The sequence below is a fragment of the Pedobacter sp. R20-19 genome, assembly GCF_000708265.2.
GTDB lineage: Bacteria > Bacteroidota > Bacteroidia > Sphingobacteriales > Sphingobacteriaceae > Pedobacter.
In genome coordinates this window covers 1-25419 of the sequence record NZ_JCKI01000003.1, presented here as the reverse complement: position 1 = coordinate 25419, position 25419 = coordinate 1, and the positions used below count along the sequence as shown (strand labels likewise).

The 25419-nt window shown below is 37.9% G+C and carries 18 protein-coding genes and 1 pseudogene; 9 read left to right on the top strand and 10 right to left on the bottom strand.

Annotation, left to right across the window (positions count from 1 at the left end; genetic code table 11):
• Window positions 1–126 precede the first annotated feature (126 nt).
• Window positions 127–606, top strand: coding sequence for an acyl-CoA thioesterase (locus tag AN34_RS07660; RefSeq protein WP_231625507.1), 480 nt, complete (start codon window positions 127–129; stop codon window positions 604–606).
• Here the strand turns inward: AN34_RS07660 and AN34_RS07655 are convergent.
• The 10 genes from AN34_RS07655 to AN34_RS07615 form a co-directional block, all read right to left on the bottom strand.
• Window positions 603–2342, bottom strand: a complete 1740-nt coding sequence (locus AN34_RS07655) for an ATP-binding protein (RefSeq protein WP_029283951.1) — start codon at window positions 2340–2342, stop codon at window positions 603–605. The two genes, AN34_RS07660 and AN34_RS07655, sit on opposite strands and share 4 nt — an antisense overlap.
• A gap of 79 nt (window positions 2343–2421) precedes the next feature.
• Window positions 2422–3546 carry a sensor protein KdpD gene (locus AN34_RS07650; RefSeq protein WP_029283950.1) on the bottom strand — a complete coding sequence of 375 codons (1125 nt, stop codon included), beginning with the start codon at window positions 3544–3546 and terminating at the stop codon, window positions 2422–2424.
• An 18-nt stretch (window positions 3547–3564) separates the two neighbouring features.
• A complete protein-coding gene (locus AN34_RS07645; RefSeq protein WP_029283949.1) occupies window positions 3565–4635 on the bottom strand; it encodes a porin in 1071 nt (356 codons plus the stop codon).
• A 140-nt stretch (window positions 4636–4775) separates the two neighbouring features.
• Entirely contained in the window at window positions 4776–5336 is a 561-nt protein-coding gene (locus AN34_RS07640; protein WP_029283948.1) for a K(+)-transporting ATPase subunit C, read from the bottom strand.
• Window positions 5337–5479: 143 nt separating this feature from the next.
• Window positions 5480–7507 carry a potassium-transporting ATPase subunit KdpB gene (kdpB, locus tag AN34_RS07635; RefSeq protein WP_029283947.1) on the bottom strand — a complete coding sequence of 676 codons (2028 nt, stop codon included), beginning with the start codon at window positions 7505–7507 and terminating at the stop codon, window positions 5480–5482.
• A gap of 77 nt (window positions 7508–7584) precedes the next feature.
• Complete coding sequence (gene kdpA, locus AN34_RS07630; protein WP_029283946.1) at window positions 7585–9303, bottom strand: potassium-transporting ATPase subunit KdpA; 1719 nt, start codon at window positions 9301–9303, stop codon at window positions 7585–7587.
• Window positions 9304–9406: 103 nt separating this feature from the next.
• A complete protein-coding gene (locus AN34_RS21410; RefSeq protein WP_082468366.1) occupies window positions 9407–9484 on the bottom strand; it encodes a potassium-transporting ATPase subunit F in 78 nt (25 codons plus the stop codon).
• A 465-nt stretch (window positions 9485–9949) separates the two neighbouring features.
• Window positions 9950–11530 (bottom strand): M1 family metallopeptidase, encoded by a 1581-nt coding sequence (locus AN34_RS07625; protein ID WP_029283945.1) that lies wholly within the window; start codon window positions 11528–11530, stop codon window positions 9950–9952.
• Window positions 11531–11947: 417 nt separating this feature from the next.
• Complete coding sequence (locus tag AN34_RS07620) at window positions 11948–12172, bottom strand: hypothetical protein (RefSeq protein ID WP_029283943.1); 225 nt, start codon at window positions 12170–12172, stop codon at window positions 11948–11950.
• Between the two features lie 51 nt (window positions 12173–12223).
• Window positions 12224–13561: a sigma-54 dependent transcriptional regulator gene (locus AN34_RS07615; RefSeq protein ID WP_029283941.1), complete on the bottom strand. Its 1338-nt coding sequence runs from the start codon at window positions 13559–13561 to the stop codon at window positions 12224–12226.
• 285 nt (window positions 13562–13846) lie between these two features.
• Between AN34_RS07615 and AN34_RS07610 the strand changes: the two genes are divergently transcribed.
• The 8 genes and pseudogenes from AN34_RS07610 to AN34_RS07575 all read left to right on the top strand — a co-directional run.
• Window positions 13847–14440, top strand: coding sequence for an N-acetyltransferase (locus AN34_RS07610; protein ID WP_036676787.1), 594 nt, complete (start codon window positions 13847–13849; stop codon window positions 14438–14440).
• A gap of 21 nt (window positions 14441–14461) precedes the next feature.
• The gene (locus AN34_RS07605) at window positions 14462–15568 is read left to right on the top strand and encodes a M20 family metallo-hydrolase (protein ID WP_051666323.1); all 1107 of its coding nucleotides are present in this window, start codon (window positions 14462–14464) and stop codon (window positions 15566–15568) included.
• Between the two features lie 77 nt (window positions 15569–15645).
• Entirely contained in the window at window positions 15646–18114 is a 2469-nt protein-coding gene (locus AN34_RS07600) for a PIG-L family deacetylase (protein ID WP_029283935.1), read from the top strand.
• 348 nt (window positions 18115–18462) lie between these two features.
• Window positions 18463–20157: a sodium:solute symporter gene (locus AN34_RS07595; RefSeq protein ID WP_029283933.1), complete on the top strand. Its 1695-nt coding sequence runs from the start codon at window positions 18463–18465 to the stop codon at window positions 20155–20157.
• 129 nt (window positions 20158–20286) lie between these two features.
• On the top strand, window positions 20287–20805 hold the full coding sequence (locus AN34_RS07590) for a DUF2911 domain-containing protein (protein ID WP_029283931.1): 519 nt from the start codon (window positions 20287–20289) through the stop codon (window positions 20803–20805).
• Window positions 20806–21510: 705 nt separating this feature from the next.
• Window positions 21511–23595: a glycoside hydrolase domain-containing protein gene (locus AN34_RS07585; RefSeq protein WP_036676784.1), complete on the top strand. Its 2085-nt coding sequence runs from the start codon at window positions 21511–21513 to the stop codon at window positions 23593–23595.
• An 81-nt stretch (window positions 23596–23676) separates the two neighbouring features.
• The gene (locus AN34_RS07580) at window positions 23677–23859 is read left to right on the top strand and encodes a hypothetical protein (RefSeq protein WP_157263255.1); all 183 of its coding nucleotides are present in this window, start codon (window positions 23677–23679) and stop codon (window positions 23857–23859) included.
• 805 nt (window positions 23860–24664) lie between these two features.
• A pseudogene (locus tag AN34_RS07575) lies at window positions 24665–25419 on the top strand (hypothetical protein); the annotation flags it as partial.

Below are 25419 nucleotides of genomic sequence, written 5' to 3'. Positions count from 1 at the left end.
GAAAGCGAGTAATCAGAATAAAAATAGGGGTAGCAAAACCTCGTGTTTTTTCTTTATTCCTTTTAACCTTTTCGTACTTTGCGAAAAACTTAGCTTTCTTTGCGGTTTTAAGTCTCAATAATTTAAATGATGGCAAAAATTAATAACCACATCGAACTTCAATTTTTAAGCGAACCTTCTGACGTAAATTATGGCGGTAAAGTGCATGGTGGAATGATGATGAAGTGGATTGATCAGGCTGCTTTTGCCTGTGCTTTACAATGGAGCCAGACTTATTGTGTGACTGTTTATGTGGGTGGAATCCGGTTTTTTCATCCGGTTCATATAGGTCATTTGGTTAAAATGGAAGCACGGATTATTTATACCGGTAAAACCAGTATGCATATTGCTGTAGATGCTTTTTCTAAACCCGTTGGTCAGGCCGACTTTGTTAAAAATACGCACTGCATCATCGTCTTTGTTGCTGTAGATGATGAAGGACAACCTAAACCAATTCCTGCCTTTAAACCAAAAACTGAAAAAGAAATTGCCATGCATGGTTATGCAATTAAACTGATGGAACTTCGCAAAAGTATTGATAAGGAAATGGAACCTTATATTGTTTAGGATACGACAGGTAGAGAAAAACTAAATTTACTGCCTTCTCCAATAGCACTTTCCACCCATATTTTTCCATCTTCTGCTTCAATGAAATCTTTGGAAATGGCAAGTCCTAAACCCGATCCGGATTTATTTTGTCCATCGGTTGGTACCTGAAAATAGCGTTCAAAAAGACGCTTTTGGTATTTTTCGTCAATGCCCTTTCCAAAATCCTGAACCGAAAACTGAATAAATTGATCTTTTTGGAATACATCAATGGTTACTTTTGATTTTTCTGAACTATAACGTAAAGCATTCGACAGAAAATTAACTAAAACCCAGGCTGTCTTCTGGATATCAGCATTAACAAACCCCAGGTTTTTATCGCAGTTCAATTCCAACTGTATTGATTTCTGCTCCGCCTGAAATTTAACCGCATCCACGGCATAATTTACAATATCTAGAGGCTTGGTGATGGCAAAAGTAAGTTTTAAATTGCCGGTTTCCACTTGAGACAGATCCAAAAGCTCACTGGTAATTTTTAATAACCTGTCGCTATCTTCTTTAATGTGGGTTAACAATTGATTTTGTTCTTCATTCATCATACCAACACGCTCATCACTAAGCAGCTTTAAACTCATTTTTATGGATGAAAGTGGTGTTTTCAGTTCATGGGACACTGTTGCAATAAAATTGGTTTTGGCCTCGTCAAGCTCTTTAAATTGAGTGATGTTTTTTAAAACATACACACTCCCGGCTGATTTTGAAGATGCAATTAAGGTCTTTTCATCCTGATCATCATAATTTGGAATCACGATTTCCCGATGCTCTAAAAGGAAATAAGATTCCTTATCATCAGCGTAGATTTTTAAAGTTTTATCTTCAGTTGCTGGTTTTATAATTCGCTTTAATAACTCATTTTTTTTCATGAGTTCTGTAGCATTCTGACCGATGATTTTGTCTTCATCCAGATTCATTAATTTCGCAGCTAAATGATTTAGAAACAGAATTTCCCCTTTTTCATTTAAGCCGATAATTGCATCCTGCATTTGTGCAATAATGGCTTCAATACGCAATTTTTCAGATTTGATTTTAGAAAGATTACTGTTCTCCCATTCATTTAATTTAAGTACCATCCCATTAAAAGCATCTGCAAGTTCAGTAAACTCATCATGGTTGTTAAAATGAAGGCGTTGTTTGTAATTTTTTCTGCTGATTTGTTTAATGGCAGCGCTGAATTCAGCCAGCGGATTTGCTACAAAGCCCGGGAAGTTAACAATGAATGTAAAGAGAATTAGAAAGCTCAGAACTGCAGCAATTGAAATATATAAATTGGCTCTGGAAGATGCTGCATTTGCCTGCTCATTCTTTTGGTAAATGGCCTTCATGTTCACGTCCTCAATATTATGTAATGCAGAACGAAGGTTTTTTAAGCTATTTACATTTGAAGAAAGCTGTAGAGAATGGTAAGCAGATGCTAATTTTTCGAAGGCAATTTTTTCCCCGTGTTCAGTAATGTTTTGTCCCTCATGGTTTAAATTTTCTTCAAATAGCTTTGCATTTTCTGTTGATAACGGAAAGCTGCTTTCATCCACTATATGCCGCATGGCACTCACATATTTTAGCGATTTATAGTTGTCTTTCAGGATTACTTTTGATTTATCGGATAGCTCATTCAGAAAGAATAAGGCAATTAATCCAAACGATAAAACGAGTATAAAGAGAAACCCGAATCCGAGGCGGAGCTTGGTTTTTATTTTCATGATAATATTATTTGATTACCACCTGAGAATCCTAAGCAAACATAAGCTTAGATATCTTGGGTGGTAATTTAAGTTAGATTTAAGAAAGTATCACCAAATCAATTTCTTTCGCAGCTAAATTACGCAACAGCTGATTAAAAATTGCCGTTCGCAACATTACCTGAAAAATGTTTAAATGAGGCTTGCCCATGCAAATGGTGGTGATCTCTTTTTCCGTTGCCATGTTAATAATACTTTGTGTGATCTGATTGCTTTTAACTTTAATTACTTCAGCGCCCAATTCAGTTGCCAGCTTAAAATGGTTAATTAAGTGCCGCTGCTTATCCAACTTAATTTTATCCAGGCTCTCTGCATCGCTTTGCACATAAAGTACCATCCATGTGGAGTGATAATAGGAAGCCAATCTGGCAGTTTTACGGATCACTACGCCTGCGGTTTCTGCATTGGATGAAATGCAAGCCAGAAACCGTTCTTTGCGGAGTTTAATTGATTTCGGAATTTCAGTCTGAATTTTCCTTTCCACCTGGTGCACCACTTCTTTTAGTGCTAATTCCCGGAGCTGTAAAATTTTATCTGCCTGGAAGAAATTGGATAAAGCCCGATCAATTTTTGATTGATCGTAAATCTTTCCTTCCTTTAAACGCGTAATCAGTTCATCAGCAGTTAAATCAATATTAACAATTTCATCTGCCAGTTCCAGTATTTTATCTGGAATTCGTTCGGTTACAGTAATGCCCGTAAGCTGTTCAATCTCTTCATTGATGCTTTCCAGATGCTGGATATTTACTGCTGAAATAACACTAATCCCGGCTTCAAGTAAATCAAAAACATCCTGCCAGCGTTTGCCATTTTTACTACCATCAGCATTTGTATGGGCCAGCTCATCTACAATCACAATTTCAGGATGGCGGTTTAAAATACCCTGCAAATCCATCTCAGCAATTTCTTTGCCCCTGTAAAAAATATTTTTCCTTGGGATGATTGGTAAGCCTGCCACCAATGCCTCGGTTTCAGCTCTGCGGTGTGTTTCCACATAACCAATGCAAACATCAATGCCGTTACGTAAAAGTGCATGAGATTCCTGTAACATCCGGTAGGTTTTGCCCACACCGGCGCTCATCCCAATATAAATTTTGAGCTTCCCCCGACGTGATTTCTGAATTAATTCGAGGAAATGTTGTACAGAATCTTCTTTTTCTTGCATTGATGTTTTTATTGGCTATTAAAAAGCAACAGCTATACTTGCTGTTAATGTGGTATTTGCATTTACTGAACTGGTTCCACGATTAAAAATTTTATCCTTGCTATCATAGGTTTTTCCTTCTAAGCGAACAACTGCATTCGGGATTGGTGAATAGTCTATATTTAAGGAGTAACCTTTTGTTTTAAATCCGTTTGGCGTTGCTGTTGATATAAAAATACCATTTTTGTCTTCGTAATATTCAAATCTTCCTGCCATAGCCCATTTATCTGCAAATTTATATTGCACAATGGCTACTGGTGAAATTACTTCATTTACACTGCTGCTACCTTTGGTTTTTTGTTGGGTGCCATAGTCTAAACCTAGCGTTAATCCGAATTGATCTGTTACCTGGAAAATACCGTACAGGTTATGGTAAAAACGATTTACACGAACAGAATCTACACCTTCGGTTCCAAGGTAATTGCTGTAATTAACAGTGATTTTAGGCGTTGGCTTCCAGCTCAATTGCAATCCACCTGCAGGCTTATCATTTCCATTTTGCCGGGTGATTCTTTGCCATCCATTTAGATAGAGTAGGGCGGCAGTGAGTTTTCCATCTTTGGTGCCGTAAGTTAATTTTGCGCCAGATTCATAGTAAGGTGTGTTTTCAGAAGAAATATTTCTGGTTAAAACCCAGCAATCTTTAGAAACAGCACTTTCAAAACCAATATGAGATGAAAAGATGCCGGCATCAATCCACAGGTTTTCTGATTTAGAAAGTTTAACTCCCGCATTGGCTTCGTAAATATTTTTGAGTACGCCAGGCTCGGCAGATAGATTAGCGTTGGAATACGTTCCTGCCATTACAGCAAGGTTTGCTCTGATGTTGCCGCTATCATAAGCCGCTTTAATAAAACCCAAATTCAGGTTAACCTCATTGGTTCTATTGTGTGAATAAATGAATCCAGGGCGGTTATGATCGGCAGGTTTATTAAAATCGTAGCCATAGTAAGTTTCTAAATAACCAGAAAATTTTACTTTAGGTTCTTCTTGTGCAAAGGCAGTAATGGATGCTGTTAAAGTTGTAATAAGGGCGATGAGTTTTTTCATATTGATAAGGTGATTACACCGATTTTAGTGGTATTTAAGAAGTTTTTATCTAAAGCGGTCGTCACACTGAATTTATTTCAAGGTCTGTTTTAGATGCTGAAATGAATTCAGAATGACGATTGCATAAGAGATTCGTTTTATTATAAATTATCCAGTGCCAAATTCAACTTCAACACATTTACTGATGATGGGCCAAATAAACCCATCAGAGGTTTAATAGTATTAAGGGCCACCAATTCTTTAACTTTCTGTTCGCTGATTTTTCTGGTTTTAGCAACTCTGGCAATTTGAATGGCAGCGCCTTGTTCAGAGATATTGGGATCTAAACCACTACCAGATGCTGTAACCATATCTGCAGGGATTTCTGATTTTTTTAATCCGGGATTATATTTTAACAAGGTGTCAATTCTTGATTGTACTTCTTTCAAATAATCTGGATTTGATGGTCCTTTATTTGAACCTGCTGATCCGGCGGCATTATAGCTTACTGCTGATGGCCTTCCCCAGAAATATTCTGGTTTAGTAAATGATTGGCCTAATAAGGCATAACCGATTGTTTTTCCATTTTTAGTGATTTTTTCACCAGCACCGTTGCCTTTGGAAAGTTTGCCGGCTAATGCAATGCTGATGGGATAGATGATGCATAGCAATACGATTAAAACTAATGTTAAACGTATCGATTGTATGATGTATTTTTTCATGATATTTTGTCTTTAATAATGTGAGGAAAGGAAATAGATAAGCGTAAATAGAGAATAGATGTGAGAAAATAGGAAGCCCATTAGATGTTAATTATTTATTTTCGGCTTTATATCTATTCCCTATTCTCCATTTACTTTAAATTTTAAACCAATAAGCCTATGACTAAATCAATTAATTTGATGCCGATAAATGGAGCGACAACACCTCCAATTCCATAAATAAATAAGTTTCTGCGAAGTAAAGCCGTTGCACCGATGGGTTTATATGCCACACCTTTTAAGGCCAGTGGAATTAAAATCGGAATAATAATCGCATTGAAAATTACGGCCGACATAATTGCACTTTCTGGTGAGTGTAAACCCATAATGTTTAAGCTTTGCAAGGCAGGGATAGAGGCAATAAATAATGCCGGAACAATTGCAAAATATTTTGCCACATCATTGGCGATGGAAAAAGTAGTTAACGTTCCACGGGTAATCAGCAACTGTTTCCCAATTTCTACAATTTCAATCAGCTTAGTTGGATCATTGTCCAAATCCACCATGTTTCCGGCTTCTTTGGCAGCCTGTGTTCCGCTATTCATGGCCACGCCAACATCTGCCTGGGCAAGTGCCGGAGCGTCATTGGTACCGTCACCCATCATGGCTACCAATTTACCCAAAGCTTGCTCATCTTTGATGTAGTTCATTTTATCTTCTGGCTTTGCCTCCGCAATAAAATCATCAACACCCGCTTTTTCTGCAATGTATTTTGCAGTTAAAGGATTATCACCAGTCACCATTACGGTTTTAACACCCATTTTACGCAAGCGCTCAAAACGCTCGCTGATGCCTGGTTTAATAATGTCCTGCAGTTCGATCACACCCAGCGCTTTTTCGTTTTCCGAAACCACTAGAGGTGTTCCTCCATTAGTAGCGATATTTTTAACATAGTTTTCAATATCTGAAGGGAAGATGTTTCCTGCTTTTTCTACAATATTTCGGATGGAATCAAAAGCACCCTTTCTAATCCGTCTTCCATCGGCAGTATCTAATCCGCTTGAGCGGGTTTCGGCTGTGAATTTGATAAATGTAGAACCTTGCGGTGTTCCAGAATTTTTAAAGCCCTGCTCACTCGCCAGTTCAATAATTGATTTTCCCTCTGGTGTTTCATCTGCCAGAGAACTTAATACGCAGGCATCAGTAAAATCTTTAATTACTACCCCAGCAGTAGGGTAGAAGTTGGTTGCCTTACGGTTACCAATGGTGATGGTTCCGGTTTTATCCAACAACAGCACGTCTATATCACCTGCAGTTTCTACTGCTTTACCTGATTTGGTAATCACGTTTGCCCTTAGGGCACGATCCATTCCGGCAATACCAATGGCCGATAGTAAACCGCCAATAGTGGTTGGAATTAAGCATACAAAAAGCGAAATTAAGGCAGCAATAGTAATCGGAGTGTTGGCATAATCTGCGAAGGGTTTCAACGTAACACAAACAATGATGAATACCAGTGTGAAACTTGCCAACAGGATGGTTAAAGCAATTTCATTTGGTGTTTTCTGGCGTGATGCACCTTCAACCAAAGCGATCATTTTATCGAGAAAACTTTCGCCTGGGGCGGTACTTACACGGACTTTTATTTCATCAGAAAGCACTTTAGTTCCACCTGTAACAGATGATTTATCACCGCCAGATTCACGAATTACCGGAGCAGATTCTCCTGTAATGGCCGATTCATCAATGGTTGCAATACCCTCAATGATTTCTCCATCGGTTGGAATGGTATCACCGGTTTCACAAACAAACACGTCACCTTTTTTTAATTGGTTTGAAGAACGAATTTCAATTGTTCCATTGTCTAAAAGCACTTTTGCTGGTGTTTCTTCACGGGTTTTACGCAAACTGTCTGCCTGAGCTTTTCCTCTTGCTTCTGCAATGGCTTCTGCAAAATTTGCAAATACTACGGTAAGCAGAAGTACCAAAAAGATGAAAAAGTTATACAATGGCGAGCCTTGTCCGCTGTGGCTAATAGAGTAAACGGTAACATAAGCCATTACTAATGTACCTACTTCAACCGTAAACATTACCGGGTTACGCACCATTACCCGTGGATCTAATTTGATGAAAGATTGTTTCAATGCAGTTTGCACCAGCGCAGGTTCGAACAATTTATTATTGGGTTTCATTATTTTATTTTTAAGTGATTCACAGATGTTAATGATCTCACAGATTTTTAGTGGATTATATTAATCGTAGTCTTGATTTATTTAAGCATGGTAAAATATTCCGCAAGCGGACCTAAAGCCAGTGCCGGGAAGTAAGAAAGGGCATTGAGTACCAAAATCACAGCAAAGGTCATCAAGGCGAATGTTTTAGTATCTGTTTTTAAGGTTCCTGCCGATTCTGGAATGAATTTTTTAGCACCTAATAAACCTGCAATTGCTACCGGACCGATAATAGGTAAGAAACGACCTAGAAAGATGATTACACCTGTTAATACATTCCAAAAGATATTGTTATCACCTAAACCCTCAAAGCCTGAACCATTGTTCGCATTTGATGAGGTTACTTCATACAGCATTTCTGAAAAACCATGAAAGCCGGGGTTGTTTAACCATGCTTTAGGCTGAACGGCCCAGGCTGCGTTACCATGATTAGTAAAAACATAACTCGCAATGGCTGTACCTGCAAGAATTAAAAAAGGACTTAACAAAGTAATTAATGCTGCAATTTTGATTTCTCTTGCCTCAACTTTATGACCTAAAAACTCTGGTGTTCTACCTACCATCAAACCTGAAATAAATACAGCAATAATCAGATAGATGAAATAATTCAGCAAACCTACGCCACAACCTCCATAAAAGCCGTTAATCATCATGGCCAATAATTGCCATAACCCAGTGAGTGGCATGGTACTGTCATGCATTCCATTTACAGAGCCTGTAGAAATCACGGTGGTTAAGGTACTCCAGTAGGCTGTAGCGGCTGGTCCAAAGCGAACTTCTTTCCCTTCCATAGCACCTGTTGTTTGTGAAATTCCCATTTTGGCTAATGCTGGGTTTCCACCTAACTCTGAGGTAACAGTTGGAATCATCAACATAAATAAACCGATAGTCATGACACCAAAGATGGTCCAGGCCAGTTTACGTCTGCGGATAAAGTAGCCGAAAGCAATGACCATAGCAAGCGGAATAATCGTTTGCGACATCACTTCTACCATATTGGTTAAATAGCTTGGGTTTTCGAATGGGTGGGCAGAATTTGCACCGAAATACCCACCTCCATTCGTTCCCAAGTGTTTGATGGCGATAAATTGAGCGGCTGGTCCACGGGAAACATTAACCGTATCTCCCTGAACAGAAATAAACTGATCTTTCGCATCGTAGCTGGCTGGTGTGCCATTAAAAGTTAAAATTAAAGCAACTATAACAGAAAGAGGTAACAACAATCTGGTAATGGCTTTAATGAAAAACTCCCAGAAATTGCCCAGCTGTGTGGTGGTTTTATCTCTGAAAGCTTTAAACAATACTACTGCGGCAGCAATACCGGTTGCGGCGCTCACAAACTGAAGAAACATCAATACAAATTGTTGCGTTAAATAGCTTACACCGCTTTCGCCAGAATAATGCTGAAGATTACAGTTAGCAACAAAACTAATAATGGTATTGAAGGCAAGATCTGGTGTCATGCCAGGGTTTCCATCTGGGTTTAATGGAAGCTTATGCTGAAAGATCAACACGAAAAAGCCGTACACCAACCACAATACATTAATGGTGAGTAAAGCTTTCAACTGCTGTTTCCAGTCCATTTGCTCTTTAATATTTATACCCGAAAGTTTATAGATACCAGTTTCTAGTGGTTTTAAAAAGTCTGTCCAGACCTTTTCTCCTGCAAAAACCTTCGCCAGATATTTTCCCAATGGGATGGCGATAACCAGGGTAAGTAAGAATGTGGCAATGATGCCAATTAATTCAGTGTTCATTTTTGTTTTTTAAAGGGAATAGGGAGTAGGAAATAAAGAAAAGACATATTGCAGATAATTAAATCAATCTATTTCCCTATTAACTGTTTCCCATTTCCTGGTTTTAGAATTTTTCTGGTTTAATCAGCACGTAAATCATATAGATAAATACGGCGATGGCGATGATGAATAGTGCTAACATGGCTTTAGATTTTTTCGAACCAATCGATTGATTTGTAAGTTGCCCAGCAGAGCAAGAGGATAATTAAAAATAGGGCTATAGTCATAACTTTATTGATTTATGAAATGCCTATTGCCAACTCTTATGCCGCAGAAAGATATTTTTTGTTAAGTTATTGTTTTATAGTTGTTTATGTTTTGTTTTGAATGGGATCGGAATTTTAGGCATAAAAAAACCCTTCCATTTTGGAAGGGTTTTTGTCATTTCGGAAGGGGGTGTTTTAATTTCTTTAGAATAGATTTTAGTATAATTTTATAACCTGAATTTGATTAATCATCAGTGTTAGCGTTCTATTATTTAATCAGGTTATTTATATATTTTGACCACCCCGCCCTACGGGCACCCCTCGAAAGGAGGGGAATAGCAAAGTAGTAAATGATTATCGATGTAATTTGTGGACCCAGACTTAAGACTATGGACTCCAAACTAAAGCTTCCCTTTCTGATTTAATAAGCTAAAATATTTATCAAGGTTTACACCTAATGATTTTTCCATTGATACTTTAAAATCAATTGGTCTTGGATGTTTATTTTTCCATTCGCTAAAATAATCTTGAAAGGCTTTATCAAATTTATCTTTTCCAATTTGTGATTCCAAAAGGTAAAGCCACAATGCTGTCTTTGCATATGAAACTAAGCTATATTCTTCGGAGGTCTTAAAATCTGCTGCGGGTGTTTCAATAGCCGATTGCATGGGTACATTTGATAGTGCACCATAAACACTGGACAGGAATTGATCAGTAGGTAATTCCTTAATTTTTGCGGGAATGGCATCTCCAAAAATAGAATTTGATTTGTATTTTTCTGCTTCATAACGAAACTGATAAAAGGTATTGAAGCCTTCATCCTGCCAGGTATGTATTCTTTCATTGCTGCCTAGCATACTCATGAACCAGTTATGGCCTACTTCATGCGTAATGACGCCATCAAGGGTTTCTTTCTTTGCATCAGGACTGGTAATTAAAGTAATGGTTGGGTATTCCATTCCACCACTGGCATTATTTTTTGGCCCTTCAATGGCCTGCACCACCGGATATTCGTATTCACCAATCCATTGGCTATATTTTTTAGTGGCATCTTTAATGTAATCTATACTGTTTACCCAAAGCGTATTTTCTTTATTGTGATAGTAACTAAAAGCATCCACTAGCTTTCCTGAAGCAAGCTTAATGGTATCGTACTGGATAACTAAATCACGATCAGCAAACCAGGCAAAGTCTGGAACATTACTGATTTTATAGGTTAAAGTTTTGGTAGCTGATTTACTTTTTGGTTGGTATAATTCAGGTTTATTGTTTCTGATTGATGCATTTTTGGCACCAATACTTTTATAAGCAGCAAGTTCATCTGTATTTTGCATCACACCAGTAGCGCCAACTATATAATTTGAAGGTAGCGTGATATTCACTTTATAATCTGCATACTCACTGTAAAACTCTCCCATATCCAAGTAAGGAAATTCATGCCATCCATCGCGGTCAAAAACAGCAGGTTTTGGATACCATTGTGCAATCATAAATTCTGTGTCAGCATAACCAGAACGAGAAAAATAATTGGGTAACTTAACATTAAAACCAGTGGTCAGTGTTACAGAATCGCCGGATTTTAATGGAGAAGGCAGCATCACTTTTATAATATCAATATACTGTGGATTTGGGTGGGCTTCTGTTTTTGCTTCTTTTCCATTCACTTTGAAAGCTAAACCATCAATACTACCATAGGTTACATTTTTAAGTTTTTCCGTGCGCGAAGTATCATTCCTGATCTGTTGGAAAAGTGCCGTTGATTCATTTTTATATGCATTTGGCCAGATGTGAAACCAGATGAAATTCAGCGTTGATGGTGAATTGTTTTTATAAACAATGGTTTCAAATCCTTTTAAAGATTTCTCTTTATCATTTAAAGTAACATCAATGGTATAGTTTAAATGTTGTTGGAAATATGCATCCTGAGCAAAGAGGGAAAAGGAGAGTGCTGATAATAAAATGGTTAAAATGTATTTATTCATGCTGTTTTGTTTAACGGTATATATTGGTGTGGGTAAATGAATTTAATAGAATGAATTGATTAGATAATTAGATAAGCATCCTTGACTAATTTTAAACATTTTAAGATGTTATTGATTTCTATTATGATGTGATACAGGATTGCGTGCTTGATGTAAAATAGCAATGATAACAACTTTTTTAAGTTTTTCGTCAATAAAAAAATGGATGGAATATGGAAAAATGGCGGTAAAAATTGTGCGGATATTTTTATACCTGATTTCATAAATCTCTGGATTTTTTTGGAGTCTAATGATAGACTTTTTTTACTTCCTGGGAGAAGTGTTTTTCCAATCCAGATTGTTGTTTTCTATACCATTCTTTAGCTTCCCTGATATCTAATCTTACCTCGTCAAAAAAATGCACACTATAATCCATTCTTATTTGTCGAGTTCATTTAGTAATTCTGATATCGGTGCTATTCTACTTGAATCTTTAACTATTGCTTGCACTCTGGCATCTAAGATTTCTTTATGCCATTCTGGTAATGAAAAATCGATAGACTCTACATTCGGGTATAGATTTTTAATCTTCTCCCAATCTTCAATAGGAAGTTGAACCGCAGTAATCTGACCTTGTTCATTTGATAAATATTGAATGCTCATATCACAAATTTAACAAATATATTTCTAATAAAGCAGCTCATTAGATGTGTATTATAACTCCATGATGCCATATTCTTCAATTTTTCTATACAGCGTAGTAAGCCCAATTCCCAGCAATCTGGAGGTTTCTGTTTTGTTGCCTTTGGTATGTAGGAGTACTTTTTGAATGTGTTGTTTTTCCACTTGCTGAAGATTGAAATTATTTTGAAGCGGTGCAAACTCAAAAAACTCAGGCGGTAAGGCGGATAGGTTGAGTTCCTCCCCATCAGATAAAATGACCAAACGCTCCATCACATTTTTTAGCTCCCGGATGTTTCCCCGCCATTGATATTTTTCAAAAATCTCGAGAATTTTATCGTCTAGATGCAATTGAAGTCGGTTAGATTTAATTGCAAACTCATTCAAGTAATACTTTGCCAGTAGTGGAATATCTGCTCTTCTTTCGCGCAGGGGTGGGAGCATAATGGTGAAAACGGAAAGGCGATAATACAAATCAGAACGAAATTTTCCAGATTCAGCATCAGCTTTTAAATCCTTGTTAGTGGCCGCCAGTATACGCACATTCACTTGTTGCGTATGCGTATCTCCAACTTTAATAAAACTTTGATTTTCCAGCACCCGTAACAGTTTGGCTTGTAAATCGAGGTTCATTTCGCCTATTTCATCCAGAAATAATGTACCTCCGTTAGCTTCTTCCAGTAAACCTTTTTTATCTTTGTTTGCCCCGGTAAATGCACCCGCCTTATATCCAAAGAGTTCACTTTCCAACAAATCAGGACTGAAGCCACTACAGTTTAGCGCCACAAATGGCTTCGCCGTTCGAGGACTTTCATAATGAATAGATTGCGCAAAAACCTCCTTTCCAGTTCCCGTTTCTCCCAAAAGTAAAACAGTGGTATCTGTTTGACTTACCCTCTTGGCTAAATCAATGGCTTCATTTAATTTTTTCGATTGACCAATAATCGTATTGAAATGATGTTTGCCAGCAATTTTCTGCGATAATTCAGAAACACGTTGTTGCAGATTGGCTTTATCGATCGCTTTGTAGAGTAAGGGAATAATTTTATCATTATCATCACCTTTCACCAGGTAATCAAACGCCCCGTTTTTGATGGCTAAAACACCATCGGAGATTGTTCCGTAAGCTGTTAGATTGATCACTTCTACATAAGGTTTCAGTAATTTAATGTCTTTAACCATGGCTACGCCATTCACATCAGGCAATTTGACATCGCTGATCACAATACTTACATCGTTGTTTTTTAAAAGCTTTAAGCCTTCTTTTCCCGTAGCAGCTTGTAAGGTTTTAAAACCCTCCAATTCAATAATTCTGGAAAGTAAACTGCTGATTTTTTTTTCATCATCAATGATGAGGATGATCCCGTTCATAGGTTTGAAATAAGCTACAATATTAAGGATAAAAATGACGAATCATCTAAAACCAATGGATAATTGATCGTTCATTGGTTTGTGTGATTCGGATCGTTTTGAAATCCTGAGCACTTAATCTTTTCATAATGAAAAAAAGCCTTTCATTTTGGTGAGTTAAATGATCATGCTAAGTATTTTAATCACTGCTATTTTATTTTTATATACAGATAATCAGTAAGATACGTGATCGTTGTTCGCAAGGCATCCTGTTTGTATAAGTGGTTTATGAAATTTTAAATAAAAATGAATAATCCAATAATATTTGTACGCGTTGCCACGAAAGAAGATGCCATATATGCAGACGAAATCGTGAATGAGACATTAAATTCTGCTATCCTTAGGGGATCAGGGATCTCAAAAAGAACTCCGGATTCCATAATCGAAAAGATGAAAACTGGCAAAGCGATAATTGCTTTAACCAGTGGTGGCGAATGGGTAGGTTTTTCTTATTTTGAAACATGGGAGCATGGGGATTTTATATCCAATTCCGGACTGATTGTAAAACCAAAGTTCAGAAATTCTGGCGTAGCCAAATGCATCAAAAACAGAATTTTTAACCTGTCCAGGCGTAATTTTCCTCAGGCAAAAATATTCAGCATTACATCAGGCGCAGCAATTATGAAGCTGAACAGTCAACTTGGTTTTGAACCCGTAACCTTTGACCAGATCACTAAAGACAAAGCTTTTTGGGCGGGTTGTGCAAGCTGTATTAATTTCGATATTCTGGAAAGAAAAAATCGGTGTAACTGCTTATGTACAGCCATGTTGTTTAGCCCCGAGCACATTGATCAAATTATTACTCATGCTTCCTTAGCAGAGGAAAAAAACATTCACTAGAAATCCATTAATCAACTTACCATGAATATTTTAGATAAAACGATTGAATCACATCCCGATTTAAATATACTTTACAACGAGTCTATTAACCTTCTGGCTACCTTGATCACCATTCCATCCTTTAGTGGTGCTGAAGACAGAACCGCTGATGAAATTGAATCACATTTGGCGAAGCATCAGATAAATACCAAAAGGAAACATAATAATGTATGGTGTTACAATAAGTATTTCGATCAGCAAAAGCCAACTATTTTACTCAATTCGCATCATGATACTGTAAAACCAAACGAACAATATACCAGAGATCCGTTCACTGCGGTGGTATATGATGATAAGTTATATGGTTTGGGAAGTAATGATGCCGGCGCATCTCTCGTATCTTTAATCTCTACTTTCATTTATTTTTATGCGGTTAAAGATTTGCCTTTTAATATTTGTTTGGCCGCAACGGCTGAAGAAGAAATTTCAGGTGGAAATGGCATCAAATGTATTCTAGAAGAGCTAAAGCCAATTTCTTTTGCCATTGTTGGTGAACCTACAAATATGCAAATGGCCATCGCAGAGAAGGGTTCAATGGTGATTGATTGCACAGCAAAAGGTCGCTCAGGTCATGCAGCCAGAGAAGAGGGTGATAATGCGATTTACAAAGCCATTAGAGATATCACCTGGTTCTCCAGCTACCAGTTTCCAATTGAAGATAGCGCACCGCAACCCGTAAAAATGACAGTAACGCAAATAGATGCTGGTATGCAGCATAATATTGTGCCCGGATGTTGCCATTTTACAGTCGATATTAGATTTGATCATAATTATACTTGCAGAGAAATTCTAAATACGATTATTAATCATACTGTTTCCAGTTTTAATGTTCGTCCGAATATTTTGCATCCGTCGAATATTGATTTGTTTCATCCGGTAGTGGTAGCAGGTTTAGGGTTAGGCAGAAAAACATATTTATCGCCAACAAGCTCTGATCAGGGTTGGCTGGATATGCCATCAGTAAAAATGGGTCCGGGAGAATCTGCAAGATCACACACGGCAGATGAATTTGTATATATTGATGAAATTGAAGAGGGTATAACGATGTATATACGTTTGCTGGAATCTGTTTTTAAATATGGAGCGTAAGCTTTTTGTACTTTTTCGTTTACGGTAGCCTTAAATAAATCCTTTTTAAGCATATTTGGCTCCGTAAACCAAATTCTATGTTTAAAAGATTAGCCATTGTATTCATCCTCGGTTTTTTTACAGTTTTCTGCTCAGCTCAACAGGTGCGGCCTGCAAAGTCTTCAGAAATTTATCGGGAGCTGAAAACACTGAAGCATTTGCCAAAGGTTCTTTACCTTGCCGCACACCCCGATGATGAAAACACCGGTTTACTCTCCTGGTTAATTAACGATCAAAATGTAGAAACCGGCTATCTGTCACTAACCCGTGGAGATGGTGGTCAGAACCTTTTAGGCACAGAGCAGGGAGCAGCTTTAGGGTTAATCAGAACACATGAATTATTAGAAGCACGTAAACTGGATGGTGCGCAGCAATTTTTTACACGTGCCATTGATTTTGGCTTTTCAAAAAATACAGATGATACGTTTAAACAATGGGATGCCGACAGCATTACTGCCGATGTTGTTTGGGTGATCCGCAAATTCAGACCTGATGTAATTATTTGCCGTTTTCCACCAACAGCGGCGGCCGGGCATGGTCAGCATGCGGCTTCTGCAGTGGTGGCAGAAAAGGCTTTTAAACTGGCGGGAGATCAGACCGCATTTCCCAATCAATTGAAATATGTAAGTGTTTTTCAACCTGAACGGATACTTTGGAATACTTTTAGGTTTGGATCAACCAATACCACTGCCGAAAATCAACTAAAGGCAACTGTAGGCCAGTATGATGCTCAGTTGGGAATGGGTTATGGTGAACTGGCAGGGTTAAGCCGAAGTTTGCACAAAAGCCAGGGCGCAGGTACACAATCGGTAGCCGGAGTGCGAACTGAATATTTTTCACCTGTTTTGGGCGATCAGGCTAAAGCAACTCTGTTTGAAAGGATTCCAATGAACTGGTCTGATAGGGGGATTAATGACATAGATGAACTGATTGATATTACTCTTCTATCTTTTGATTATAACCATCCGGATAAGAGTTTACACGGTTTGTTGATGCTGCGCAAAAAGATAGCTGAGCTGCAGGATGTAAATCTTCGAAAAGATAAGTTAGCTGCCATCGACCATATCATTTTAAGCTGTACAGGCTTTATGGGTGAAATGGTAACTAACCAGGCAGAAGCTGTTGCGGGTGATAGCTATAACTTTCGTTTAAACGTAATTGCGAGATCTTCAGTTCCTGTATTATTAGAACAGGTAAACTGGATCAATCAAACAGATAACCTAAATCGCAGGGTTTCTGGAGATTCCTTACTAACGATTGAACGTAAAATTCAGATTCCTGCAGGAGCAGCGCTAACAGAACCTTACTGGTTAGAAAAGCCTGCAAAAAATGCAGCCACCTTCAGCGTCACTAATGATACTTTGATTGGCCTTTCTGAAAATGAATCTGCATTGAATGTAGTCTTATCACTCAAAATTGGCACAGAACAATTTAAAGTAAAGCTTCCCTTATCTTTCAAAAAACTAGACCCGGTTAAAGGCGACGTGGTAGAACAACTGCGCATTGTTCCGGCACTTGGTTTAAGTTTTGCTGAGCCTGTGTATTTCGCTAGAGAGAAAGAAGGATTAGCCGTAACCTTAAGATTAAAAGCGACTAAATCCATCAATTATGGTAAAGTAGATTTTAAGATCGGAAATGTAATTGTCAAAACATTTACCGGAATCAATTTACCGGAAAACACCGTAACGATTAAAGATTTTTTAATTCCTGCTGAAGATTTATCGAAAATTAAAACCAGTCAGAATAAACTTGAAGCTGTTTTTTCTGCAGAGCAAAATACCTTTACAAAAGGTCAGGTCTTAATTCAATATCCGCATTTGCCTTCCCTGCAGTATTTTGTACCCGCAACAACCTGGTTGTTAAAGGGTGATATTAAGGTGTTAGCGAAAAAAGTAGGTTACATTCAAGGTGCAGGAGATTTAATTCCTGAATTTTTAAGTCAGGCAGGATTACAGGTAGATGTATTAACTGAAGCTGATATTTTGAATCCGGCTAAGTTAGCCACCTATGATGCCATTGTAACGGGTGTTCGGGTGATTAATACAGAAAAAAGAATTAAAAACTGGCAACCTGCCTTAAAGGCATATGTAGAAAACGGAGGAACAATGGTGATGCAATACAATACTACCCAGGATATGGCCCTGCAAGATTTTGGTGTTTATCCTTTCACTATTAGCGGTAAGCGGGTTACAGAAGAGAACGCATCGGTTAAATTTTTAAATCCGAATCATAAGCTTTTAAACTATCCGAATAAGATTACCACACAGGATTTTAGTGGTTGGGTACAAGAACGAGGTGCTTATTTTCCAGATCAATGGGACAATAGATATGAGCCATTATTTGAAATGAACGATACTGGCGAAGAACCTTTAAAAGGCTCAACGCTTTATGCTAAATACGGAAAAGGTAATTTTATTTATACACCACTGGCTTTTTTCCGTCAGTTGCCGGCAGGTAATGTTGGTGCGGCAAGGTTATTTTTTAATTTTATATCGGCGGGGAAATAGATGAATTTAGATTTCGGTCGGTGGGACACCAACCGATAGGGAAACACCCGCTATCCGCCTATCGGCACCTTTCCCCTTGAAGGGAAAGGGTTTGTAATAAGGATTTGTTGAGGCGGGGTAGAGAAATGTTATTGGTCGCCATTCCCCTCCTCTGGAGGGGTGCCTGAAAGGCGGGATGGTTAATTAAGAGCAAAAGAAACAATATAATTTTCATTCTCGTCAATCATGAATATTACATTTTAACCAAATGAAAAATCAGCTCAAAAACTGGAACACCTGGTACATATTACTGGCACTTGCATTGGTATTTCAGGTGGTGTTTTATTATCTCTTCACTAAATTTTGGTCATGAGCAATATCGATTGGTGCGTACTCATTTTTACATTATTGGCTGTTGTGGTTTATGGTGTCTTTATTGGTCGTGGACAAAAAAGTAATGAATCCTATTTAAAGGCTGATAGTAAAATGCCCTGGTATATTGTGCTGTTGGGTATCATGGCTACACAGGCGAGTGCCATTACCTTTTTATCGGCTCCCGGGCAAGCCTATACCGATGGGATGCGTTTTGTGCAGTATTATTTTGGTTTGCCATTGGCGATGATTGTGATTTGCATTACTTTCATTCCCATATTTCAAAGGCTGAACGTTTATACCGCTTATGAATATCTGGAAAATCGTTTCGATAAAAAAACCAGGGTTTTAACCTCTCTGCTTTTCCTGTTTTCCCGTGGCTTATCAACCGGGATCAGTATATATGCGCCGAGTATTATTTTATCAAGTGTATTAAACTGGAACATCTATTTAACCAATGTTTTAACCGGTGGAATCCTTTTAATTTACACTTACGTAGGTGGTGCAAAAGCCATCGCTCATACTCAGAAATTACAGTTTCTGATCATTTTAGGTACAATGGCTTTCGCTGGTTATTTGCTGGTGCAAAATATGCCAAATGGGATTGGTTTTAGTGATGCCCTATATCTCGCCGGGAAATCAGGTAAGCTGAATGTGATCACTACTAATTTTGACTGGAAAGACAAGTATAACATTTGGAGTGGGTTAATTGGTGGGTTTTTCTTAGCACTATCTTATTTTGGTACTGATCAAAGTCAGGTGGGACGTTACATTACCGCAAAGGATAACACCAATGCCAAGATGGGGTTGTTATTGAATGGATTGGTTAAAATTCCAATGCAGTTTGCCATCCTCTTGATCGGAGCATTATTATTTGCCTTCTTTTCACTAAAACCAGCCCCAATCTATTTCAATGAAAGGTCATATCAATATTTAAAAGAAACTCAACCTAAACAGGCTGCAGTATTTGAAAAAGCACATCGCAATTTAACTGAAAAATTTAACAGCGAATCCAAAAATATCCTTATCCAGAAGGAAAATCATTCTCCCGGATTAAATGAATCAATCGCAAAATTTAAGGCTACCCAAAAGGACGTTAAAGATTTGCATGGCAAAGTGGAGGAAGCCATTAATCAATCCAATTTTAATGCTGAGAAAACGGATACTAACTATATCTTTTTATATTTTGTTAAAAATACGCTACCCGTTGGAATGATAGGATTACTATTTGCTGTGATATTCCTGGCCAGTTGGGGGTCTATTTCTGCGGCATTAAATTCATTGGCCGCCTGTTCTCTAAAAGACATACATTTAATCTTCAGTAAAAAAGAAATGAATGATTCAACCGAACTGAAGTATAGTCGGTTACATACACTGGCATGGGGCATATTTTCTATCGCGGTGGCGATGTTTGCTACGCAGATGGGTTCGCTGATTGAGGCTGTAAATGTTTTAGGGTCACTTTTTTACGGCCCAATTCTGGGGATTTTTCTAGTAGCATTTTATTTCAGGAAGATTGATGGCCCTTTAGTATTTATCTCTGCTATCTTATCAGAAATAACCGTAATTGGCGTTTACGAGTTTGATGTGGTATCTTTTCTCTGGTTAAATGTAATTGGTGCTGCTGCGGTAATTATTTTTTCGATTTTGGGATTGTTATTTTACAAACCAAAAAACATAGGCGAACGTTAACTTTGCAAATTAAAACCCTAATTATGCAATATTGAAAGGATGGTTCCGCTTTTAGACATTAACATTATAGTTTTTATCGTGCTAAAGCCATAAATTCGTAGATTAAAAACAACAAAACAAATATACCATATGAAAAAGATGATTAAATCCATCACCATGCTGGTAACAGCAATCACCATTTCTGCAAGTGCAATGGCACAAGATGCGCAGCCAAAACCAAGTCCTGCAGCAACTGTTACCGGAAAAGTGAAAGGTGCAACCATTACCATTAACTACAGTAGCCCTGCAGTAAAGGGACGTAAAATTTGGGGAAGTTTAGAAGCTTATGATAAAGTATGGCGTGCTGGTGCAAATGAAGCCACTACTTTCGAAACAGATAAGGATATTATGGTAGAAGGTAAACCATTGGCAGCAGGAAAATATAGCTTTTTCTTAATCCCAAAAGAAAGTGGAACATGGACGGCAATTTTTAACAAAGAACCAAAACAATGGGGAGCTTACAAATATGAAGAAAGTAAAGATGCTTTACGCGTTGAAGTAAAAACGAAAGCTTTAAAAGCCACTCAAGAGCGTTTGGTTTATAAAATTACCAAAACAGGTTTTTCTTTAGATTGGGATAAAATTTCTGTTCCAGTAGCGATTAAATAAGTTGAGAAAATAGACACCCAACATTATTTTTAAAGGCCATTTCACTCATCTGAAATGGCCTTTTTGATGTATAGCTGTTTTATAAACCTGAACTGGCTAATTATTAATTGTCTGCGACCGCCCATCTGAAAGGGGGGATTACCATTGCCATTTCCCTTCCTTTGTACTATCGTGTGGACACATCTTTTGATCGTGGTTTTTTATGCGTTTTGCTACTACCTTTAATAAAATATAGGCTTTACCTAAGAACGCCGTCAATCCCAAGGGCCGGAGAAATCAAAAAAACAGTTGTACAATAGTATATATAGCACTAACAAACCTTACACTCAGTGGTTTTGTGTTCATAAATGTGGGTTCGAAGTTTAAAAGAATGCTGAACACAAAACGAAGTGCCACTTGTTTTTTTGATGTGTGTGGGGTAGTGTAAAAGGCCCCTTGTTGGATTGACAAAGCGCTTTGGGTACTTTGGCGCTCCAAAGTACCATGCCTCCGCGGCAAAGAGCGGGTAAAATCCTTAAAAGTTTATGGTGTCCACATGATAGTCCTTTGGAGGGGTGCCAAAGGGCGGGGTAGTTAAGGTATAAATAACCTATTCAAATAGTATTGTATAACATATTATTAATCGAACTCAGGTTGTAAATAAATGGAAACATAACATCAACTTCATTCTAAAGTATTATTTTGGGCATATCTTAAAATCCCATCATGAAATTATTTATTCGATTGACTTCTATTCTCATTTGTATTCAGTTAAACGTTTTAGCTCAATCAAATGAGCGCTCTTTTTCAGTTAATGGAAAACTACCTGTAGATTTGGTAAATGTTTTTTTAGGTTCTTCAGGAGATCATGGACAAATGTCACCTGCTGCTTCTTACCCTTTCAGTATGTTAAGTATTGGGCCGCAAACCTACCCTAAAACTCATACTGGCTACGAGTACCTGGCCAAGAAATTTGAGGGATTTACCCATAATCGTTTTGAAGGTGTGGGCTGTCAGGGTTCAGGCGGCAATATTTTGATTAAACCATTTTTAGGTGATGATCCTTCAAAAACAGATTTAATTAAATTAACCGAAAATGCTGGCCCCGGTTATTATGCTGTTGGCTTCGAGAATAAAATAAGTGCCCAATTAAGCGTTTTAAAAAATGCCGGAAAACATCTTTATCAATTTCCTAAGGGCAAAAAGGGATTCTATCTTGATTTAAGTTATGCCTTTAACGGTGCCTTTGTTGATGAACAGCATCAGGTTAAAGGGAATACGATTTCAGGATGGATTACATCCAGAACCACTTGTGGTGTAGGGAAATACAAAATTTATTATTGCCTCTCTGTAAAAGGTGTTGCAAATTGGGAAGATAAGGGCAATCACCGTTTAATTTTGATGCTACCAGATGATGCGGTTACTGCTCAAGTTGGTGTTGCCCTATCATCCGTTAGTGCAGAAGCCGCTGCGGCAACAATTAATCAAGATTCATTTGAGCAGTTCACCATGCAAAGTACTGCAGATTGGAATCGCAATTTAAGTAAAATTGAGGTGAATGGAGATTTAGAAAGTTCGAAGTTATTTTATTCGCTTTTGTACCGCACCATGCAATCGCCATATGTCATTTCAGAAAAGGATGGCACCTATAGAAATACCAAAGGAGAGTTGCAGAAAGATAAGCAAATTCATTACAATGGTTGGGCCATTTGGGACAATTACCGCACACAATTGCCCTTACTCTCCATCATCAATCAAAGTGAGTATGCCGGGATGGTTACTTCGATCGCAGAACTATATCAATCCGGTAAAAAAGATTATGCAGGCCAGCATGAACCATCAAATACAGTACGTTCAGAACATGCTATTGTAGTTCTTCTGGATGCCTACTGGAAGGGCTACAAAGTTGATTTTGCAAAAATTGCAGATTCCTTGGTTAAAGAAGTAGATAGATTAGATTATAAATCGCCAGATAAGGCTTTAGAAACAAGTTACGATCATTGGGCATTGGCAGAAGTATTCTCTATTTTGAAGAATAATGATAAATCTGCCTTTTATCGGAATAAAGCCCTGGAGTATAAAAAGTATTGGAATAAGGACTTTAAGGATTTAACCAGAAACGACGTAGACCGCATGCAGGCAAGAGGTTTGTACCAGGGAACCATTTGGCAATACCGATGGTTTGTACCCTATGATGTAAAAGGCTTAATCGAACTGGATGGGGGAGAAGCATCTTATCTGGCCAATCTTGATCAGTTCTTTGCAAAAGACTTATATAACCATGCGAATGAGCCAGATTTGCAGGTGCCGCTTATGTACAATGCTACAAAATCAGGCTATAAATCTCAATACTGGATGCACCAGCTGGCAGCAGATACAGTAATTCAGAATTATTTTAATGATAATAGTCGCGGCATTGGTTCCTACATCGGGAAGATTTATAAAAACGAACCTCAGGCTTATTTAAGAACCATGGATGATGATGCAGGCGCGATGAGTGCCTGGTATATTTTTACAGCCAGTGGCTTTTCACCTGCCTGCGTGGGCTGGCCGGTGTATTATTTAAATGTTCCGCTATTCCCTTCATTAACTTATCATTTGCCAAAAGGAAAAACCTTTAAAATCGAAACCGAAAACTTTGATGTGAAAAATAAGTTTATCAAGGCTACATTATTAAATGGCAAGCCTTTTAAAAAGAATTACATCACTCAGGCAGAAATAAATGCAGGAGGCATATTAAAAATCATAGCTACTGCAGATCCGGTTAAGGTTTCAGATACCGAAAACTGGATCTCATCAATAGAAAAATAATTTATAAAAATATGCCTGATAAGCAAACTTATTTTCTGTAGACATGTTATTCTGATATAAAAAATTATTAACATGGCCCCATTGAAAATAAGCGAAGAACAGCATGCTACGTTGAGCAATAAAAACACCACAGAATCATTGAATGATCAATCATTAGAATTACATCCGGAGGCCTATAAGGTTAAAGGACCATCACCTGAAAAGATGCAAAGTGTTTCAGCCTCATTGCGTACCTATGCACATGGCTTGTACGGATTATTGTAGATTTTCCGATATAAAATAGAAATGTCCATTTATAACTAGATGGGCATTTTTTTTTACTATTTATTTGTCTTAACCACCCGCCAATTTAAGAATTCAACTTGCGAAGTTTCAAAGGGCAAAAGCGTGGCAGAACTTAGCCAGTTTTAACTGAATAGCTTATAATTACCCCTTTAAAAACCTTAAAGCCAAATTCTTATTGGTTTACCAATTTCCCCCTGCTCGTCATCCGGTAACTGTTTTGTTACTTAGTGAGTTTTAAAGGCTAAAAGTGTGGCAAAAATTCAACAGTTTGGTTGGTTAGTTGTTTGGGTACCACTAGAAGACTGATGAAGTTTTTCCATCTTACCATACAGCAAAACTTCGTCAGCCTTTTTATAACCCGCTATGCTCTAAAGGCGCTCTGCAGATAATTAATTTATCACAAATTAATATTGGCCTTCCCCAAAATACCCCGTTTTAACACAACTATAAGCTCTTATAGTGTGGTCTTTATTTTATATTTTGATAAATGTCAATATATATAGTTTAAGCAATTTAATTGGCACTAATTTAAAAAAAGAATTATAGTCAATATGGGAAATAAATTACCCGAAAATACGGGTATAATTTTACTCATAACCTTGTGCTAATAGCCCTTAACTTCATTTAATACCCATCTATGTTTTTGGTTCATCTTTTGGATTAGTCGTATTACGCTTACAATCAGTATATAACTATTTTTTGATCATCTACTTTAAATGCTCAATCTCTTGCCTGCCTATATACTCTTCGTGAGAATAAACATCATGTATTAAAAACAAATTAGATGAATAAACATTTACTGCTCAGTTTAACCGGAGTCCTTTTGAGTATTTCGGTTTCTTTTGCCCAGCAAAAGGTAAAGGATGGTACCGTGTCGAGTACCAACATTTCAAATCAGGATGCCATTTTGGAATTGGAAAGCAATAACAAAGGCTTGCTCCATGCCCGTGTTAATTTAATTAGCACAGATAATCCTGCTCCGCTTAAGGCGCACGTAACCGGTATGATGGTTTACAATCTATCTACCGTTAATGATGTACTGCCTGGTATTTATTATAACGATGGTACTAAATGGGTTTACGTTAGGAGCAGTAGCAATTCAACGATAATTGAGAATCAGCCCGGCAAAACTGGTACACCAGCAAAACCAGGTAGTGCAGGCGGACCAGCTGCAGGGGTTACCATTGTGACCAATGACAGCGGAACATGGATTTATAATCCAGCCACTGGTACCTGGGAAAATTTAAATGATAAAAAAGGGGATAAGGGAGATAAAGGTGACCCCGGTGTTGTAGGTGTTTCTGCCCAGCCCGGACAAAGCGGAACCCCAGGTAAACCTGGTACAGCTGGAGGACCTGGTGCAGACGTTACCATTGTAACCAATGATGATGGTACCTGGGTGTATAACCCGGCTACTGGTACCTGGACAAATATAAATGGTAAAAAAGGCGACAAGGGTGATAAAGGTGACCCCGGTGTTGTAGGCGTTGCCGCTCAGCCCGGAAAAACGGGTACCCCAGGGAAACCGGGTACAGCTGG

Excerpts from the sequence above, each read along its gene's own strand:
- AN34_RS07655 (WP_029283951.1), bottom strand. The coding sequence starts at position 2,342 with ATGAAAATAAAAACCAAGCTCCGCCTCGGATTCGGGTTTCTCTTTATA.
- AN34_RS21410 (WP_082468366.1), bottom strand. The coding sequence starts at position 9,484 with ATGTTAGCACTATTCATCATCGCCATCGCCGTATTTATCTATATGATT.
- AN34_RS07615 (WP_029283941.1), bottom strand. The coding sequence starts at position 13,561 with ATGAACGGGATCATCCTCATCATTGATGATGAAAAAAAAATCAGCAGT.
- AN34_RS07585 (WP_036676784.1), top strand. The coding sequence starts at position 21,511 with ATGAAATTATTTATTCGATTGACTTCTATTCTCATTTGTATTCAGTTA.
- AN34_RS07595 (WP_029283933.1), top strand. The coding sequence starts at position 18,463 with ATGAGCAATATCGATTGGTGCGTACTCATTTTTACATTATTGGCTGTT.
- AN34_RS07650 (WP_029283950.1), bottom strand. The coding sequence starts at position 3,546 with ATGCAAGAAAAAGAAGATTCTGTACAACATTTCCTCGAATTAATTCAG.
- AN34_RS07625 (WP_029283945.1), bottom strand. The coding sequence starts at position 11,530 with ATGAATAAATACATTTTAACCATTTTATTATCAGCACTCTCCTTTTCC.
- AN34_RS07605 (WP_051666323.1), top strand. The coding sequence starts at position 14,462 with ATGAATATTTTAGATAAAACGATTGAATCACATCCCGATTTAAATATA.
- AN34_RS07590 (WP_029283931.1), top strand. The coding sequence starts at position 20,287 with ATGAAAAAGATGATTAAATCCATCACCATGCTGGTAACAGCAATCACC.
- kdpB (WP_029283947.1), bottom strand. The coding sequence starts at position 7,507 with ATGAAACCCAATAATAAATTGTTCGAACCTGCGCTGGTGCAAACTGCA.
- AN34_RS07600 (WP_029283935.1), top strand. The coding sequence starts at position 15,646 with ATGTTTAAAAGATTAGCCATTGTATTCATCCTCGGTTTTTTTACAGTT.
- AN34_RS07620 (WP_029283943.1), bottom strand. The coding sequence starts at position 12,172 with ATGAGCATTCAATATTTATCAAATGAACAAGGTCAGATTACTGCGGTT.
- AN34_RS07640 (WP_029283948.1), bottom strand. The coding sequence starts at position 5,336 with ATGAAAAAATACATCATACAATCGATACGTTTAACATTAGTTTTAATC.
- kdpA (WP_029283946.1), bottom strand. The coding sequence starts at position 9,303 with ATGAACACTGAATTAATTGGCATCATTGCCACATTCTTACTTACCCTG.
- AN34_RS07645 (WP_029283949.1), bottom strand. The coding sequence starts at position 4,635 with ATGAAAAAACTCATCGCCCTTATTACAACTTTAACAGCATCCATTACT.
- AN34_RS07610 (WP_036676787.1), top strand. The coding sequence starts at position 13,847 with ATGAATAATCCAATAATATTTGTACGCGTTGCCACGAAAGAAGATGCC.
- AN34_RS07660 (WP_231625507.1), top strand. The coding sequence starts at position 127 with ATGATGGCAAAAATTAATAACCACATCGAACTTCAATTTTTAAGCGAA.